This is a genomic window from Paenibacillus sp. FSL H3-0321 (assembly GCF_038002865.1).
In the GTDB taxonomy this organism is placed as follows: domain Bacteria; phylum Bacillota; class Bacilli; order Paenibacillales; family Paenibacillaceae; genus Paenibacillus_AQ.
Map to the genome: position 1 here is coordinate 801,548 of NZ_JBBODH010000001.1, position 16,836 is coordinate 818,383.

General features: G+C 52.3%; 12 protein-coding genes. 1 reads left to right on the forward strand and 11 read right to left on the reverse strand.

The window, feature by feature from the left end; translation table 11 throughout:
• Positions 1-194: 194 nt before the first annotated feature.
• The 6 genes from MHI45_RS03400 to mutS all read right to left on the reverse strand — a co-directional run bounded on the left by MHI45_RS03400 (position 195) and on the right by mutS (position 10,097).
• Entirely contained in the window at positions 195-2,828 is a 2,634-nt protein-coding gene (locus tag MHI45_RS03400) for a transglycosylase domain-containing protein (protein ID WP_341118895.1), read from the reverse strand.
• Positions 2,829-2,969: 141 nt separating this feature from the next.
• Positions 2,970-3,209, reverse strand: coding sequence for an RNA chaperone Hfq (gene hfq, locus MHI45_RS03405; RefSeq protein WP_019910673.1), 240 nt, complete (start codon positions 3,207-3,209; stop codon positions 2,970-2,972).
• 19 nt (positions 3,210-3,228) lie between these two features.
• Positions 3,229-4,209 (reverse strand): tRNA (adenosine(37)-N6)-dimethylallyltransferase MiaA, encoded by a 981-nt coding sequence (gene miaA, locus MHI45_RS03410; RefSeq protein WP_340897907.1) that lies wholly within the window; start codon positions 4,207-4,209, stop codon positions 3,229-3,231.
• Positions 4,199-4,978 carry a class I SAM-dependent methyltransferase gene (locus tag MHI45_RS03415; protein WP_340897906.1) on the reverse strand — a complete coding sequence of 260 codons (780 nt, stop codon included), beginning with the start codon at positions 4,976-4,978 and terminating at the stop codon, positions 4,199-4,201. Before MHI45_RS03415 ends, miaA begins: the two co-directional genes overlap by 11 nt.
• A 108-nt stretch (positions 4,979-5,086) precedes the next feature.
• Positions 5,087-7,195 (reverse strand): DNA mismatch repair endonuclease MutL, encoded by a 2,109-nt coding sequence (gene mutL, locus MHI45_RS03420; RefSeq protein WP_341118896.1) that lies wholly within the window; start codon positions 7,193-7,195, stop codon positions 5,087-5,089.
• Positions 7,196-7,265: 70 nt separating this feature from the next.
• Positions 7,266-10,097 carry a DNA mismatch repair protein MutS gene (gene mutS, locus MHI45_RS03425; protein WP_340897903.1) on the reverse strand — a complete coding sequence of 944 codons (2,832 nt, stop codon included), beginning with the start codon at positions 10,095-10,097 and terminating at the stop codon, positions 7,266-7,268.
• A 256-nt stretch (positions 10,098-10,353) separates the two neighbouring features.
• Here mutS and MHI45_RS03430 point away from each other — a divergent pair, with 256 nt between their 5' ends.
• Positions 10,354-11,184, forward strand: a complete 831-nt coding sequence (locus MHI45_RS03430) for a GNAT family N-acetyltransferase (RefSeq protein WP_340897902.1) — start codon at positions 10,354-10,356, stop codon at positions 11,182-11,184.
• Between the two features lie 29 nt (positions 11,185-11,213).
• Here the strand turns inward: MHI45_RS03430 and MHI45_RS03435 are convergent, their stop codons facing one another.
• The 5 genes from MHI45_RS03435 to MHI45_RS03455 form a co-directional block, all read right to left on the reverse strand.
• Positions 11,214-12,677: a putative amidoligase domain-containing protein gene (locus MHI45_RS03435; RefSeq protein ID WP_341118897.1), complete on the reverse strand. Its 1,464-nt coding sequence runs from the start codon at positions 12,675-12,677 to the stop codon at positions 11,214-11,216.
• A gap of 171 nt (positions 12,678-12,848) precedes the next feature.
• Entirely contained in the window at positions 12,849-13,406 is a 558-nt protein-coding gene (locus MHI45_RS03440) for an outer spore coat protein CotE (RefSeq protein WP_038593037.1), read from the reverse strand.
• A gap of 304 nt (positions 13,407-13,710) precedes the next feature.
• Positions 13,711-14,733: an HD-GYP domain-containing protein gene (locus MHI45_RS03445; RefSeq protein WP_038593039.1), complete on the reverse strand. Its 1,023-nt coding sequence runs from the start codon at positions 14,731-14,733 to the stop codon at positions 13,711-13,713.
• 217 nt (positions 14,734-14,950) lie between these two features.
• On the reverse strand, positions 14,951-15,940 hold the full coding sequence (locus tag MHI45_RS03450) for an aromatic acid exporter family protein (protein WP_038593041.1): 990 nt from the start codon (positions 15,938-15,940) through the stop codon (positions 14,951-14,953).
• A gap of 89 nt (positions 15,941-16,029) precedes the next feature.
• The gene (locus tag MHI45_RS03455) at positions 16,030-16,818 is read right to left on the reverse strand and encodes an ABC transporter permease (protein WP_379140429.1); all 789 of its coding nucleotides are present in this window, start codon (positions 16,816-16,818) and stop codon (positions 16,030-16,032) included.
• Positions 16,819-16,836 lie beyond the last annotated feature (18 nt).

A 16,836-nucleotide genomic window follows, 5' to 3' on the forward strand; every position in this document is an offset into this window, starting at 1 on the left:
TGTCTTCAGCTTAACACATTTAAGAGACACACTCAAAACATCCCGTAAAAAAACAGAACTGCCGGCAACGTAATCAAAGGTTACAGCTTCTGGATTAAAGGAAATATTTAAAGGTCCATTCAAAAAAAAGGACTATCCTTTCCCATCTTGGATGGGTAAAGGATAGTCCTTTGGATCAAAGACAATCACCATTGTTATTGAGGAGATTGGCCCTCATTTGAAAATCCGTTCTCCGGAACCGTTCCTGCCTCAGTACTGTTATCCGTACCTGCGTTTCCTGAACCGGAGGTTTCAACAGGTGAACTAGTTGGGAGCGGGGTTGGCGGAGGCGGAGTAGTGGTTGCTTCCGGCGGGGTTACAACTCCACCCCCATTGCCGTTGCCTCCTCCATTGCCATTGCCATTGCCGTTGCCGTTCCCATTTCCATTCCCGTTACCATTGCCGTTGCCATTCCCATTGTTTCCACCGGGATTGCCGTTGCCTTCGCCGTTTCCGTTACCCTGTCCGTTGCCTTGATCATCTGTCGGAAGATTCGGATCAGGCGTTGCTTCCGGTTCTGGTGTCTGCAGTTCATCCTGAACCATTACGGTAACGGTGCCCGATGGCTCGCTCTCCACATCCAGTTCAGGATAATAAGCTGTTACATAATATTCGTAAGTCAGTCCAGGCATGGCGCTAATATCACCCATTGTGAGAGACTTTGTGCTGAGAAGTGAAGTGAACTCCGCCTCCGAGGTTTCCCGGCGGTAAATCCGGTATTCCACTCCTGCAACCTGAGCCGCTTCCCAGCCAAGGTTCACTGTCAATGTTGAAGGATCATATTCAGCGGATAGACCCGTGACAGGCTGTACCGTTTCCGGAGTAGCCGTTGGTTCAGGCGCACTCGCACCTTCCGGTTTAGGGAAAGACTTTTCTGGAATCCCCTCCAGAGCCTTCTCCATAACTTTACCCCAGAACGCCGCTGCAAGCGGACTGCTGTTCTTGAGCAGATGTGTCTTGCTCGGCTTGTCATATCCCATCCACACTGCTGCGGTCCATTCCGGTGTATAACCGACAAACCACACATCACGGTTGGATTTGATCCCGTCGTACCCGCTCTGGGTAGTACCGGTCTTGCCGGCAACCGGACGGTTGATTCTCGCTTTTTTACCTGTACCGTCCTGTACAACGTCCTGCATCATTTCGGTCATTTGATAAGCTGTATCCTCACTCATCACCCGCTCAGGCTTTGTATTAGCCTTATAGACCATGTCCCCGTCGCTGTTGGCAATCGATTTAATCGAATACGCCTCACGCAGTTCACCACCGCTGGCAAAAGCACTGTATGCCTGAGCCATTTCCAGCGTATTGGTTCCTTTGCTCATCCCGCCGAGGGCGAGTGACAGGTTCTTGTCTTCATCGCTGAGGCTGATCCCCAGCTTCTTCGCAAACTGGAAGCCGGTATCCACACCAATCTCATTCAGCAGCCAGACCGCCGGGATGTTCTCCGACTTCGTTATTGCCTGACTCATGCTGATCGTTGATGAGTAGCCATGCAGATTTCTCGGACAGTATTTACCGAAGCACTGCTTTTCATTGCTGAGCATTGAGGAGCTTGAGAATTTCCCCGACTCCAGAGCAGGAGCGTAAGAAACCAACGGTTTGAAGGAGGAACCCGGAGAACGCCGGCTGCCGTTCACACGGCTGTAGCCCTTCTTCTCATAATTCCGTCCGCCCATCAGCGCAACGATGCTGCCATTCTCCTGGTTGATGATGGTCATCGAACCCTGCACCAGCTCCTCATCCACACTTTTTTCGAAATTGTCGCTGTCGGCAAAAGCATCTTCTACCGTCTGCTGGGCGTTTTTATCCATCGTTGTATAAATTTTGTATCCGCCGATGTTGAGATCATCTTCGGTTAATCCAAACTTATCTTCCGCCTCGTCTATAGCATAATCAATAAAGGCCTGATAACGTTGTTTGCTTTCCGGCGGCTTGTAGTTGTAATTGACCGCAGCGGCTTCAGCCCGCTCCTGTTCAGTGATTTTACCCTGTTCATACATCAGCTGTAGCACTACGCCGCGGCGTTCCTTCGACAGCTCTGGATTGCGCAGCGGATTGTAACGGGACGGCCCTTTCGGCATTGCAGCCAAAGTGGCGATTTGCCACAGCTTAAGTTTGTTCAGATCGCCTTGACCAAAATAACGGATAGACGCTGCCTTGATGCCATAGACTGTGCCGCCAAAGTTAATCCGGTTCAGGTATAACGTAATAATCTCATTTTTGGTGTTCTCATTCTCCAGCGCAACCGCAATGGAAACCTCGGTCGCTTTACGGAAAAACGTCTTATCGCGTGTCAGGAAGATATTCTTCGCAAGCTGCTGGGTGATCGTGCTGCCGCCTTCAACCATGCTGCGTGCTGCGATATCCTTGACGGCCGCGCGGCCGATCGACCATAAATCCACACCTGAGTGTTCAAAAAAACGTTTATCTTCTGTAGCAACAAAAGCCTCGATCAGTTGTTTCGGAATATCTTCATACTCTACCGGGTCACTTTTTTCCAGTGACAGTTCACCGATCAAATTCGCATTGCGGTCAAAAATCTGTGTCGGCGGGTTCACGGTTAATTTATCCTTGTTCTCATTCAGCAGCTTCTGCCCGTTCAGCATAATAAACAGGTAACCGCCAAGCGCACAAAAAATCGCCAGCGCTGTTGCAAAAAACAAACTCCACAGTACGCGTTTCTTGGTTAGAAACTTCTTCTTTTTCTTCGGCTTCCCTTTGGGACTCGCAGGGGTGGTGCCCCTGTCTCTATTGCGGTTCGTCCTGGAAAAATCGTCTCTAGACATGCTGCCTCCTGACTCCCTTTCGGAAACATCTTGAAATTGTATACACGAATGAAAAGAACAACCTTCACAGGTTGCTCTCTCGCACTCTCTATTCAAACGCTTTATAAACAAAAAGGTTTCACTACAAAGTTGTAAAAAATGTTATTCTTCGCTTCCGCTGTCCTGCATCAGCGATACGCTGCGCTGTGGCGTGAAGGTGGAAATGGCATGCTTGTACACCATTTGCTGGCGTCCGTCACTGTCGATGACAATTGTGAAATTGTCAAATGCTTTGATGATTCCCCGGATTTGAAAGCCGTTGGTCAAATATACTGTGGCAGGGATATTCTCTTTACGCAGCTGGTTCAAGAACGTATCTTGGATGTTAATGGACTTGTTCATATGACGTACCCCCAATGGTTCAATTAGATTGTTCAGAAGTATATTCAAGACCTGAGAGAAACTTTCCTGCTATTATAGCACGTATTTTTGCAAAATTCTCTGAAAAGTTTTGCTCGTTGAAATCGTCGATCCACTGGATTTCCTTCATGTGGCGAAACCATGACAATTGTCGTTTGGCGAATCGGCGGGTATCGCGCTTCAGCAGTGTCACAGCCTCGTCCAGCGTCGTTTCTCCCGCGAGATAAGCGGCAATTTCCTTGTAGCCCAATCCCTGCATGGACACAAGAGTTCTGCTGTAGCCATGATCCAGCAGTCCTTTCACCTCGGCGACGAGACCTTCCGCCAGCATCTGATCGATTCGGTCTTCAATACGTTTATATAGTATTTTCCGGTCCATTGTCAAACCTATGAGGCATAACTCATATGGAGACTCCTTCTTCTGAGCCTCATGGGACGCCGAAAGCGTAACCTTTGTCTGGTGATGAATTTCCAGCGCACGGATGATTCTGCGGCGGTCATTCGGATGCAATCTGGAAGCGCTGGCAGGGTCTACAGCCGCCAGTCTGGCGTGCAGAGCTTCTGCTCCATGCTCTTCGGCAAAGGCGTCCTGCTCGCTGCGGAACGCCTCATCCGCCACGGCCTCAGAGAAGCGGAAACCATAACACAGGGATTCAATATACAGTCCCGTTCCGCCCACAATAAATGGAAGCTTACCCCTGGCGCTGATCTCCTCGATCAGCCGGACGCCCTGCACCTGAAATTCAGCGGCAGAATAAGCATCCTGCGGATCATGGATATCAATTAAATGATGTGGAATCCCCTTCATCTCCGCTGGTGTGATCTTGGCTGTACCGATATCCATACCGCGGTAGACCTGCATGGAATCACCGGAGATGATCTCTGCACCGTACGTCTCCGCGAGCTCCAGGCTAAGCCTTGTTTTGCCGACTGCGGTCGGCCCCAGCAGTACCAGAACCTTATGTTTAATCTCAGTTGTCAATGTGTATCACCCCGTACGATGTTTTGGAGCTGCTGCGCAGCTGTTCGGTAAAGCCCAGCCGTGAGAATTCGCCGCTTAAGGCCTTCTCTTTGAGCAGGACAGCCTTGCGTGCTACTCTGACTGCCTCAGCGACACTCTCCCCGGTCAAGGCCGCTGTGTTAGCGAAACGGCGCAAGGGGGATATCGCCGCAGAATCCGTCAAGGGAACCCGGAACATCGGGTCGAAGTAGACGATATCGACACTATTGTCCGGCTGTTCCCGCAAGTACCCCAGATGTTCGCTGTGCACAACCTGGATGCGGCGCAACGCTTCGTTTACTTTCTGCTGGCCGGAAATGTACTGGCTCATGCCTTCAAGCAGCAGCGCATACAGCGGCAAGGAGCTTTCCAGCGCAGTCACCACGGAATCTTCTCCGCCGTGGACGGCAAACAGCAGAGAATCGCTGCCAAGACCCGCCGTGCAATCCAGCACACTGTCTCCCGGCAGCATTCCGGCAGCTTCCAGCATGGGATCAGATTCGCCCTTCAGGATGCGTTTCGCCCGGACAAAGCCCATACTGGGATGAAACTCCATCGGTGGCAAACCCGGTGAGATCAGCCGTACCGCCTCCTGCAGAACTACCAGAATCTCCTCATCCCCGTAACGTTCCGCCAGCTTTGGCATGGAGAACCTAGCTCTCGGCACATAAGATGCGCCCGTGCGTTCAGCAAGCTGCTCAGCCCGCAGCACTATTTCCGGTATCGGGTCAAAACCCGTTGTTATAATCATGATGCCTCCGATCTGGTACGCATTAGAGCGCTAAAAAATAGAAATGAACAGATTGCAGATCAAGAGCTGTAAGTGAGCTGGCTTACCTCATATGCAGTGCAGCTGCACTTACATGACACGTTTGAACAGCTTCTCCAGGTCATAAGAAGAGAAAGAAACCACGATCGGTCGTCCATGCGGACATGTATATGGCTGGCGGCAAGCTGCCAGCCTGGACAGCAGAACCTCTACCTCCTGCTCTGTAAGCTTCTGGTTGGCCTTGATGGACGCCTTGCAGGAGCAGAGAATGGAGGATTTCTCACGCAGTTTGGCCAGGTCGATGTAACGTTCGCTCAGCACCCATTCCGCCATTTCCTCAATGACCGCCTTCTCATCTCCCTCAGGGAACCAGTACGGCAAGGAACGTACCAGAAAAGTCTGCCCTCCGAAATGCTCAAGAAATACACCTGCCTGTTCGAACCAATGCAGCCTTTCACTGAGCTGGCGGCTCTCCGAAGGGGTGAATTCCAGGGTGATCGGCAGGAGAAGCTCCTGCGAAGCATCCTCGGGACGCCCGAATTTCTCATAATAATATTCATAATTAATCCGTTCATGTGCCGCATGCTGGTCAATCAGATAAAGCCCGCTGTCATTCTGGGCAATAAGATATGTCCCGTGATGCTGGCCGATGTAGTTCAGCTCAGGGAACTGAGGAAGCGCAGGATCTTCACTGCCGGTTGGAGCGTACAGCTCCTCTGCTGAAGGCATCCCTCCCCGGGGCGGCATTGCCCCGGCAGGCTGGCGGTAGCTGCCGCCAGTCCCTTCACGCGGCAATGAAGAAGTACTGCCGCTGTATGCCGCAGCAGACTCCCGGGCCACCGGCATTGCGCTCTGAGGCTCTCCCGTCCGCTGCTGTGCGTTGCCGGAGTAGCGTTCACCTGCTGCAGCCCCGTTGCCGAAGGGGGAAGCACCGCTGACTCCGCGGTTCCAAGCACCCGGTCTCTCTGCGGGACGATTAGCATCTGATGTACCCGCTTGCTGCAGATCACTCTGCGGAGCAACCCCGGAGGGCATATCACTTTGCGGACCAGCGGTCCGCGGGTCTGGACCGTCTTGATCATTGCGGGCCATGCCTGGCAAACCATCAGCTGGCTGAGGAATGGCTCCTTTTGGAAAGGCAAACTGCTCCTGGATAAAGGAACTGCTGCCCTTGGCGCCTATTATCTCTTTGCCCGGCCGCGGAATCAGACTCTGGCCCAGCAGAACCTTGCGGATCTCCTGCTCAACAAATGCGTACAGTTCGATCTCCTTACTGAAACGCACCTCCAATTTCGCCGGGTGTACATTGACGTCGACGAGTGACGGATGCATGTCCAGCTGCAATACGAGCAGCGGATAGCGGTTAATCGGCAGCAGCGTGTGATAAGCCCGCATAATAGCCGCATTCAGCCCGTTGCTGCGGATGTATCTTCCGCCTACAATCGTGGTGACCGCATTACGGTTGGAGCGGGTCCACTCCGGCCTGCTGACAAAGCCGGTAATCCGGTAATCCGGATCTTCTGCTGAGATCGGCAGCATCGCCTTGGCCGCTGATGTACCGTAAACGGCAGCAATCACCTGCAACAGATCGCCGTTGCCAAGTGTATGCAGCAGCTGATTGCCGTTGTGATGCAACGTAAAGGAGATGGACGGATGAGCCAAAGCCATCCGGTACATCGCATCCGAAATATGCCCCAGCTCGGTTTGGATGCTCTTCATATATTTCAGCCTTGCCGGTGTGTTGAAAAATAATTCCCTTACTGCAAGATCGCTTCCCTTACCGGAAGGTGTATCCTCATTGCGGATTAGCTTCCCGCCTTCGATATCAATCAGTCTGCCTTTACCATCATCACTGCTGGCAGTCAGAAGGGATACCTTCGAGACAGCGGCGATACTGGGCAGAGCCTCGCCGCGAAAGCCAAGGCTCGTGATCAGGAACAGATCACGTCCATTTGCAATCTTGCTGGTCGCATGCCGGTAGAAGGCGGTCTCACAGTCCTCAGGCTCAATACCTGAGCCGTTGTCTTTGACGCGGATGCTCTGCAGTCCGCCCTCTTCAACAGAAACCTCAATTCGGGTGCTGCCGGCATCAATCGCGTTCTCCACCAGCTCCTTTACAACGGAAGCCGGCCGCTCCACAACCTCACCCGCTGCAATCTGGTTGGCAATATGCTCGTCCAGTACATGAATTTTAGCCATTTTGTATTCACCTCGCCAATAGTGATGTTTGTTCTTCGCTAGAATTACGCTTTTTTGGAAATACCTTAAATTAAAGCTCTTTGGCTTTTTGCTTAAGCTCATTCAGCAGGCCCATTGCCTGCAGAGGGGTCATATTCATCAGATCTGCACTCTGAACAGCGGCAACCAGCTCTTTCAGTAGCGGATTTTCTTTAACAGGTGCAGGTGCGGAACCCGCTCCGCCTTTACGGTTCCTGCGCGGCTCTTCTTCTCCAAAGATCGACAGTTGTACGACTTCAGCGTCTGCTGCATCCGGCAGGAAAGCCAGCGATACGGCAGCTTTGGTGTAAGCTGATCCGCCTGATGTGCTCACGGCGGCTGCATTGCCCGCATGCATGTAGGCAGCATCATCTCCCGATGGCGATACATCCGCGTCTTGCGTTCGGCTTGCAGATAGTCCGCTTGCCTGTTCCTTCACACCATGACGGCTCTCATAGGCAGTCCCGTATTGCAGCGCTGGCGAGCCCGGAGGCGCAGACTGCTCAATGCTCTGGAGCAGACCGTATGCCCGGTCGATAATACCTTCCGGCAATCCGGCCAGCCGGGCGCAATAGATGCCATAGCTGCTGTCGGCGGCTCCCGGCACAAGCTTGCGCAGGAAGTTCACTTTGTCTCCACTCTCTTGCACGGCCATAGAATAATTCTTCAGGCCTTGCAGGCTCTGCTCCAAATGGGCCAGCTCATGAAAATGCGTCGAGACCAGTGCTTTGCAGGCAATGGTATCATGTACGTATTCAATTACCGCCTGGGCAATCGCCATGCCCTCGCTTGTCGAGGTGCCCCGGCCCAGCTCGTCAATAATAATAAGGCTGCGCGAAGTCGCTTTCTCAGTCATGACCTGAATATCGGCCATCTCCACCATAAAGGTGCTCTGCCCGCCGATCAGGTCATCCGCCGCTCCAATCCGTGTAAAGATCCGGTCTATCAGCGGAACCTCCGCGCTTTCTGCCGGAACGAAACAGCCGATTTGAGCCAGAATGCAGATCAGTGCCACCTGGCGCATGTAGGTGCTTTTTCCAGCCATGTTAGGGCCGGTGATGAGCAATATATTGCCTTCATTCTTGCTCAGTGTACTGCCGTTTGCTATAAATGCAGAATCTTTCAGCACCGCTTCTACTACCGGATGCCGTCCACCCGTAAGACGCAGGTCATAACCGTCGGATAGCTTGGGTTTTACAAACCGGTGCTCGGCGCTGACCGCAGCAAGACATTGATACACATCTATTTCTGCAACCTTCTCCGCCAAGGCCTGCAGCCGGGGAATTTGTGACCCGATACGGTCCCGCAGCTCGGTAAACAGGCTGTATTCGAGATCGGTCATTTTGTCCTGGGCTTCCAGAATCAGCGCTTCTTTCTCTTTCAGCTCAGGGGTAACATAACGCTCTGCATTCGCCAAGGTCTGCTTGCGTTCATATCTTCCTTCCGGCAAGGAAGCAAGATTGGAGCGGGTAATTTCTATATAATAGCCGAAAATTTTGTTATAGCCGATCTTCAGCGACTTGATGCCTGTAGCCTGGCGCTCCTTCGCCTCCAGCTCGGCGATCCAGCGTTTGCCGCTGCTGCTAGCTTCCCGCAGCTCGTCCAGACGCTCATGATAGCCTGTCCGGATAATTCCCCCGTCCCGCACAGATACCGGCGCATCCTCGGTAATGGCCCGCTCGATATCCTCACGCAGCTCTGCACATTCATCCATGGTGGAACCGATCTCTCTCAGGGTCTCTGAACCTGAAGTCAGACACATATCTTTCAGGGCTGGTATTTGCGCCAGTGACTGCTTCAGGGCATTCATGTCGCGTCCGTTAGCACTGCCGAAGGCGATACGCCCGACGAGCCGCTCCAGGTCATAGATTTCTTTCAGCGCCCCGCGCAAATCCTCACGGACAATAAACTGGTTATAGAGATAATCTACAGCCTCCAGACGACGCTCAATCGGTGCCCGCTGCAAGAGCGGCTTGTCGATTCTGCGGCGCAGGAGACGCCCGCCCATCGAGGTTTCGGTGCGGTCCAGCAGCCAGAGCAGTGAACCTTTTTTGGAGCGCTCGCGCACCGTTTCAGTGAGCTCCAGATTGCGGCGTGTGAACGGATCCAGAATCATATAGTTGCCAGGCTCATACGGCGAAATCTGGCTAAGCTGTCCCAGGGAACGCCGCTGGGTTTCACTCAAATAGGAAATCAGCATCGCCAGACATTTGCCCCGTTCACTCTCCAGACGCACCCAGGCCGCTTCGCCGAACTGGCGGCGGGCCAATTCCTCTTCGCGTTTCTCCCAAGGAGTGTACACGACCGGCTTCGCCAGCAGTGAGGCCTCACTGCGCAAACTCTCGAGCAGGTCAGCATCTCCGATAATCTCGGCTGGCTCATAAATGCCGATCTCGTCACGCAGCCATTCCGAACCTGAAAGAACGGAAGTGACATACAGCTCACCCGTAGTCAAATCGCAGGCAGCCAGAGCCATCATCCCGTCCTGCTCGGTCACGCAAACGAGGTAGTTGTTACTTTTGTCCGTAATAATTTTGCCGTCCATTACTGTACCCGGTGTGACAACGCGGACAATATCCCGGCGCACCATGCCCTTTGTTACGGCGGGATCATCCAGCTGCTCGCAAATCGCAACTTTGTAGCCCTTTTCGATCAAACGCTGTATGTAACCTTCCGCGGCATGGTATGGCACTCCGCACATCGGAATGCGCTCTTCGCCCCCACCCTCACGGCCGGTTAAAGTAATCTCAAGCTCTTTCGAAGCCAGAACCGCATCCTCGAAGAACATTTCATAAAAATCGCCCAGCCGGAAAAAAAGGAAAGCGTCCTTTGCCCCTTCTTTGACCTTTAAATACTGTTCTATCATCGGCGTATATTTTGCCATCATTGACCTCCATACCTATCTTCTGTGTTCTCTATTATAACAGAAACCTGCAAGGCAAAGTCACCCCGGGAAGTCACAATAAGCGAACACTAAGAGAACACCAGAGCTGGAACGCTGCCTGCATCGGGTGCATTACAGATATTGTTAATTATAGCCATTGAAGATCAACATGACCATATGATGTGCTTTTTCAATAATTTGCTGTAAAATTATAAAGGAATTATTATACATTACTGAAACTGAAGGAGGTACAAGCTTGATACGCAAACTAAATGAAGCCGACCGGGAAGATTTGATGGAACTGGTAGGCAAAAATCCGGCTATCAATTTATACATTATCGGAGACGTGGAAAATTTCGGGTTCGAGCAGGATTTCATGGAGCTTTGGGGAGAAAGTGACTCTGTAGACGGGCCGTTAAAAGCAGTGATACTGCGTTTCTACGGAAGTTATTTGCCATATTCAGAGGGGCCTTTTGATGCGGAGGGTTTTGCGGAACTGTTGCGCAGAAACAAAAACGCCGAAATGATCTCAGGCTCTTTAGAGGTTGTGCGGACACTCAGTAAATGGTTGAATATCCGGCAGGAAAAAGAGATGCTTTTCGCCGAGCTGACAGAGATGAATGAGGAAATCCGTACAGCGGCATCCGCTCCTGTGCCCATCCAAAAAGCTACAACACAGGATGTGGATGCCATTTGTACATTGACGGATGTTATTACAGAGTTTACCAGCAGTCCAGAGGATGCTCGTAAAACTCTGCTCAAAACGCTGGAAAGCGGAACCGGCCGCACCTACTTCGTGGAACAGAACGGGGAAGTAATTGCTACCGCGTCAACCGCGGCGGAAAATTCCCGGTCAGCGATGATAGTCGCCGTAGCCACCCATCCGGAATACAGAGGACAAAAATTAGCTTCACAGGTAGTCGCACAGCTTTGTGCCGATATTCTGGCCGAGGGAAAATCGCTATGCCTTTTCTATAACAATCCTCAAGCAGGCTTAATCTACAAAAAGCTCGGTTTCCGCGATATCGACAAATGGTCCATGACTTATCTACATAAAGAAAATCAACTTACAGGCGCAGGTGCATAAGCCTCAGGGCGACAGAATTCCCAACCTGATTACCGCTGATTCCTCATGGACTCTTTCCCGGTCCACAGCGGACGGATATCCCGCGATTCATCCCAGGTCTGTTCCGCGGAGATGCAGCGGAACAGCGGTTCCACGTAAGGGGCGGCGCGCGCGTAGCCGTCCAGTGCGCGAAGCTGGGCCTGCAATGGAGCCCAGGCGGCGCGCAGCAGATCTTTGCTGCCGCTGTAATAGGCGGCATGCAGCTCTTCCCGGTCCAGCGGGCGCTGCGTCAGGTCTTCATAGCGGCTCACGATCAGGTGAGCCAGGAAGACCGCGCCTTTGGCGATGACCGGGGACACCAGGAAGCTCGGCAAGGTCCGGTATTCAAAGCCGCCATGCGGCTGAATACGGAAATCGCCGAGCACCCCGTAACGCGGACGCCGCGCCGCAGCCCGGGCGTCCTCCAGCAGCAGCAGCGGCAACGCCAAGTAGTTGTCGAGCGCGCGCAGCAGCGGCGCCGTCAGCCGGACGCCGCTGAAGTGCAGGTGGCCGCCGAGGGCCCAGCCCCGCAGCGGCATGCCTCCCGCCCGCCAGCGGAGCGAGCGGTCGGATACCATCCGGTCCGCCGTGGCTGCGGCGGACATCAGCTGCGCCAGCAGTGCGCGCGGTTCCCCGCGCGGCGCAGGGCGCAGCTCAGCGACCGGGAACATGCCGCGCGTTCCCGGAGGTCCGGCGTCGCAGCCCGCGACGCCGTCTACGGGCAGGAACCGCGACGCGGGCACGACGCGGCCGGAGGTTTCCCGGAGCAGAAGAAACTCCGGGTCCATGCCCATCAGCATGCCTGGACGGCCAGGCAGCTCCCGGGCCAGCTCGCGGGCCAGCGCCAGCGACGCTGTACAGTAAGGCTCCGGCAGCGGCTTGCCGGCAGGTTCTGCGAGCGGGAGGATTTGTTCCACAAGGTATCGCCTTCCGCCCATAGCCTTTAGCCGGACTTCACCGCTGTCCAGCCCCAGACTGTATAAAGCTCTAACAGCAATTCCCCTCACCAGTCCGGCAGTTCCGCGCCGCTCCGGGCCGGGACTGTAATGCGCCTGTTCACCGAGTATTCCGTAATCTCCGGGATTTCCAGGGTCTCCATGATCTCCATGGTTATCAATTTCACCCTCATCTAGCAAGCTAACACCGGTACCCCCGGACACACTATCTCCACCGATTGAGGTAGCTGGGCGGGAATTCCCCGCTGCAGCACTCATGGCCCGGCCGGTACCCAGTGGTGTGGTCTCAAGCACTGCCAGATTGAATACCTTAACCAAGTATTGCTGTTTGTGTCTGTCCATATCAGGACCCTTCTTATATGTATGGCCATTTGCAACAGCTATTCTTCCGGCTTGCCCTGCATCCCTCTCCAAGCGATTCCCGCCGGCAGACAGAGCAGCCTCCAGTCCACAGCGCCGCAGCCGGAGCTCTTGTTGCTCCGGAGTTAGCTGCAGGTACTCCTTTAACCCTTCATTCACGCTGGCTCCTCCCTAGTGGTTCGTTCCCCTAACTTTAGATCTTCCAGTTCTTGATGCTGAAAAATAAATAAAAAATAAAAAGGAGGGCATTCGCCCTCTCGCCGCCGCCCTCACTACATATAATGGATTATAACCCACCCGATATTCAGTTGGCGGCGGCGCATTCCTTCCTTACAGCTCATCATCCAGGGCGTCAGGATCCAGATCATCGAAATCAAAGCTTTCACCGTCGAAATCGTAATCCTTGTCTTCCGGATCATCCGTTTGATCAGTGACAAACACGCGAACCTTGGTCTCAGCCACCAGTTCCGCTTCGAATTCCCGCTCTACGCGAAGCGTCACACTGCCGCCGCCCGGAGAGACACCGGCTTCCACACAATTTGGTTCCTGCGTTGCCTCCGCAGAGACCTCTACCGTGGAAGCACGGTGTCTCGGATCCAGATACGACAGCGGAATGAGCTCCACGTAGGAGACCGTTTCCTTGGCTACCTCGGTCTGCTTGTTTTTGTCGTACGAATACCAGATGTTCACATCGTAAGTACCGATTACTTCGATTCCGTTTCCGGCGGCAACCGCTTCGTACTGGTGGTTAATAATCCAAGCCCCCAGAATACTTGTCGGATGATGTGGCGGAGTCACGGTATGAGTTGCGGTAGAGAACTTACGACCTTTGCCGCAAATTGCCTTCGTAATGATCTCCCTTGTTTGACGTTTATGACTTAATGACATCTTTAAACCTCCTCCATACAATCATTCACTATCAAGTGTATGCACGTTCTGGGCATTTGTTGATTGTTAGAGTAGAAATAAATTTGGGTAAGCCCTCCATGCGCCCCGTTATAAGATTCATAGTTCATTTTATTGCAATAATCCCCTGGTTATGAGTACATAGCAAAAAACGGACAGCCCACAGGCAACCGTAGACCTTCCGTCAAGTCGTAACTCCACTCCTGCTATTACAGCCCGTTATTCTTCTTACCAGAAAGGCAAAGACACCCGCAGCAACCGCCTGCGGGTGTCTTCATACGAGGTGTTATAACGGTATTACCCGCATAATCCCCAAATCTCGGTGCCTGCTGAGATCAATGAAATCCTCATCAATATTAACCAATGGCCGCAGCGGATCATGCGCGAGAATCATGATGATTTTGCCTATCCGCCCATCCGAGAGCACTACTTCATTGCCTATCATTGACTGCATCAGCTTATTGATAAAGACACTGCAAATATAAGGGTCAAGCTTGCCGTAGACATTATCCTCCATCTGCCTCAAAACCTCATATAAAGGCGAGGCCTTCCGGTAGTAGCGGTCAGAAGTCATCGCATGGAAAATATCCACCACAGCAACTATTTTACTGAAATCAGTAATCCGGTGGCCCAGAACACCAAAAGGGTATCCGCTGCCATCCATGCGTTCATGATGCTGCAGCGCAACGAGTGCCTGCATATGATTGGTTCCGACCGTATCCCTGATCATCTCGTATCCGATAGTGGTATGCTTTTTCATCATCGCAAGCTCTTCTTCATTCAGGGGTCCGGGCTTGGACAGAATTTCAGCAGGTATCATAATTTTCCCGATATCATGAAGCGTTGCGGCAATGGTCAGCATACTTAGTTCTTCCGGTTTCAGCTTGAGCCACTTCCCCAGAAGTGTAGACAAAATTCCGACTGCAACATTATGTCTGTATGTATAATCATCCTTGGACTGCAACGCAGCCAATATTCCGTAAAAATCGTTTTTCTCACTAACCCGCTGGATAAAGGGAATGACTTCATTGCGCAGCTCAATCATGGGCAGCCGTTTGCTCTTGTTAAAACGTAGTTGCTCAAAGATACTCTCCATCGCAGACGTACACTCGTCAACCGCAATCTGATAGAAAGCTGCACTGTCCACTTGAACCACATCATGCGGCTCGAGAAAGATCTTGTGCTGACTGATCAGACGGATATGATCACTGCTTAACAAAGTCAGTGCGGGCAGAACAAACACGCCATTATGGTTGAAGAGATTCTCAACAAGCTGTTTACCGATATATTGTTCATTGCTGTTGTTCAATAGTCCTCACCTACCTGCGCAGAAATTCACCTATGCGAACCGTCTGCAGTAATTGGAACTTTCACTGCCCCATCTTCTAATGAATAACACATTAATCCTGTTGCCTGAACAAAAACTGAACGACGGGACAATTACCAGCTCACTTTTAGTTCTTACATATCTTATCGTTATTTTACGCAGCAATGTTAATACCTCACTGACATTTACATATTATAGATTACGAGGGGCCACGGAAAGCGGCCGGTCGTTTCAACGGTTTGGCTTCAACCGGAACCTTATGGCGTTTGGCAATTTTCAGATAAAGTGCCAGCTCCCGGCAGAGCTGCAGAATCGCAGAACGGACCTCGAACTCTTCACGGGTTTCCGGCAGCTCCATCCGCTCGAACTCCTGCTCAAGCGCATCCAGCAGCCGCTCCGTCCGTCCGGTGTATTCCTCTGCCAGTACATCATTAGAAAGCTGATCGAACAATTCGGCAACCATATCTCCATGCGGCAGCTGACGGTACACCTGGGAGAGCAATTGCATCATATTCTGGATCGACTCCAGTTGCTCCTTTCGCATATAGAAATAAATATTCCAGGCCTCATCGGGATGAATCACATGATTTTCCATTTCCCTGGACGCAGCCGTAAGTCCCCGCTGCACGGCCTCGTTCGCGCCGATAAGCTCCTTACCGTCCCATACATAACCCGGGTCCCGCAGCGTCCTTGCCATTTGTACAAATATGATCGAAAAGTACTTGTCGACCTCCTTGCGGATACCCGCAATTACCCCGCCAGTCTGCGGCATATAGATCAGATTGACCAGACCCGCCGATCCCAGACCCACTACCAGCAGCTCAATCTGCTGCAGCAGAACATGAAGTGACAGCTCAGCTTGTCCGAACACGCGGAACACGATTACCGAGCTGGTAACGATGCCCTCCTTAAAGCCCGATTTAACGATCAGCGGAAAACCGAACAGTACATACAAGCCAAGTACCCAATAATGAAAGCCCAGGGTGAAAAACAGAATACAGCCTAAAAAGAGTCCCACAAGCGAGGCTGAGAAACGCGCCATTATCGTTCGGAGACTCCTTTTACGTGTAGTTTCCACTCCGAGGATTGCAAGCAGGCCCGCGCTTTGCGCGTTGGGTATACCTATAGCTGCTGCCAGCAGAATGGACAGCAGCGTTGCCGCCGCTGTTTTGATAATTCGAAATCCCATGTAAATACCTCTCCTTGGCGTTTCATCGTTCAGGTAAAGATATAAACATGGTACAAGATTTTCCGGGGAGACACAATATGACATGTTTCTCACCGCCTCGACAACAACAGCTTCTCCACATAGACGACCATCTGGTACATCGCCGTAGCCACCGCTGCAATAATCAGCAGACTGGACATGACAAGAGTGAAATTGAACACCTGAAAACCATATATGATCAGATATCCAAGCCCCGACCTTGCGACTAAAAATTCACCGACAATTACACCCACCCAGGACATGCCAACGTTTACCTTCAAGGTTGAAACAACCGTAGGAAAGGATGCCGGCAGGATAACCTTAAAGAACTCCTGTACTCTGGTCGCCCCAAACGACCTGACCACCTTCACGAGATTCGGGTCTACGCTGCAAAAGCTGTTATATACAACAAGTGTCGTAATGAGAACAGTGATGGATAAAGTAGTGATCACGATTGCGGTAAATCCGGCACCGAACATCACGATAAAGATAGGCCCCAGCGCAACCTTAGGCATACTGTTAAACACGACCATGTACGGGTCAAGCACCGCTGATAAAAAAGGCGACCACCAGATGATCACTGCCAGCAATGTTCCAAGCAGCGTTCCGAGTACAAAGCCGACCACGGTCTCCCCTACGGTAATCCCCAAATGCGGCCAGAGGCTTCCGCTAATCATGTCTTCCCAGATCTGACGGAAGACCTTCGTCGGATAGCTGAACAGCAGTTCGTCAATCCAACCCAGCCGGGCTCCTGCTTCCCATAGCAGAAAAAACAGCAGCAGCAGACTGCCCCGCACGGCCATGACTCTGCTCTGCCAGCGTCGTTTTTTCTTCCTGTAATCGCTATGCTTCTGCTCCAGCCATTGTGCGCGGGAAGC

What these genes read in the sequence shown, in the direction of transcription:
- mutS (WP_340897903.1), bottom strand. Translation starts at nt 10,097, where the DNA reads ATGGCAAAATATACGCCGATGATAGAACAGTATTTAAAGGTCAAAGAA.
- MHI45_RS03415 (WP_340897906.1), bottom strand. Translation starts at nt 4,978, where the DNA reads ATGATTATAACAACGGGTTTTGACCCGATACCGGAAATAGTGCTGCGG.
- MHI45_RS03400 (WP_341118895.1), bottom strand. Translation starts at nt 2,828, where the DNA reads ATGTCTAGAGACGATTTTTCCAGGACGAACCGCAATAGAGACAGGGGC.
- MHI45_RS03440 (WP_038593037.1), bottom strand. Translation starts at nt 13,406, where the DNA reads ATGTCATTAAGTCATAAACGTCAAACAAGGGAGATCATTACGAAGGCA.
- MHI45_RS03450 (WP_038593041.1), bottom strand. Translation starts at nt 15,940, where the DNA reads ATGGGATTTCGAATTATCAAAACAGCGGCGGCAACGCTGCTGTCCATT.
- hfq (WP_019910673.1), bottom strand. Translation starts at nt 3,209, where the DNA reads ATGAACAAGTCCATTAACATCCAAGATACGTTCTTGAACCAGCTGCGT.
- mutL (WP_341118896.1), bottom strand. Translation starts at nt 7,195, where the DNA reads ATGGCTAAAATTCATGTACTGGACGAGCATATTGCCAACCAGATTGCA.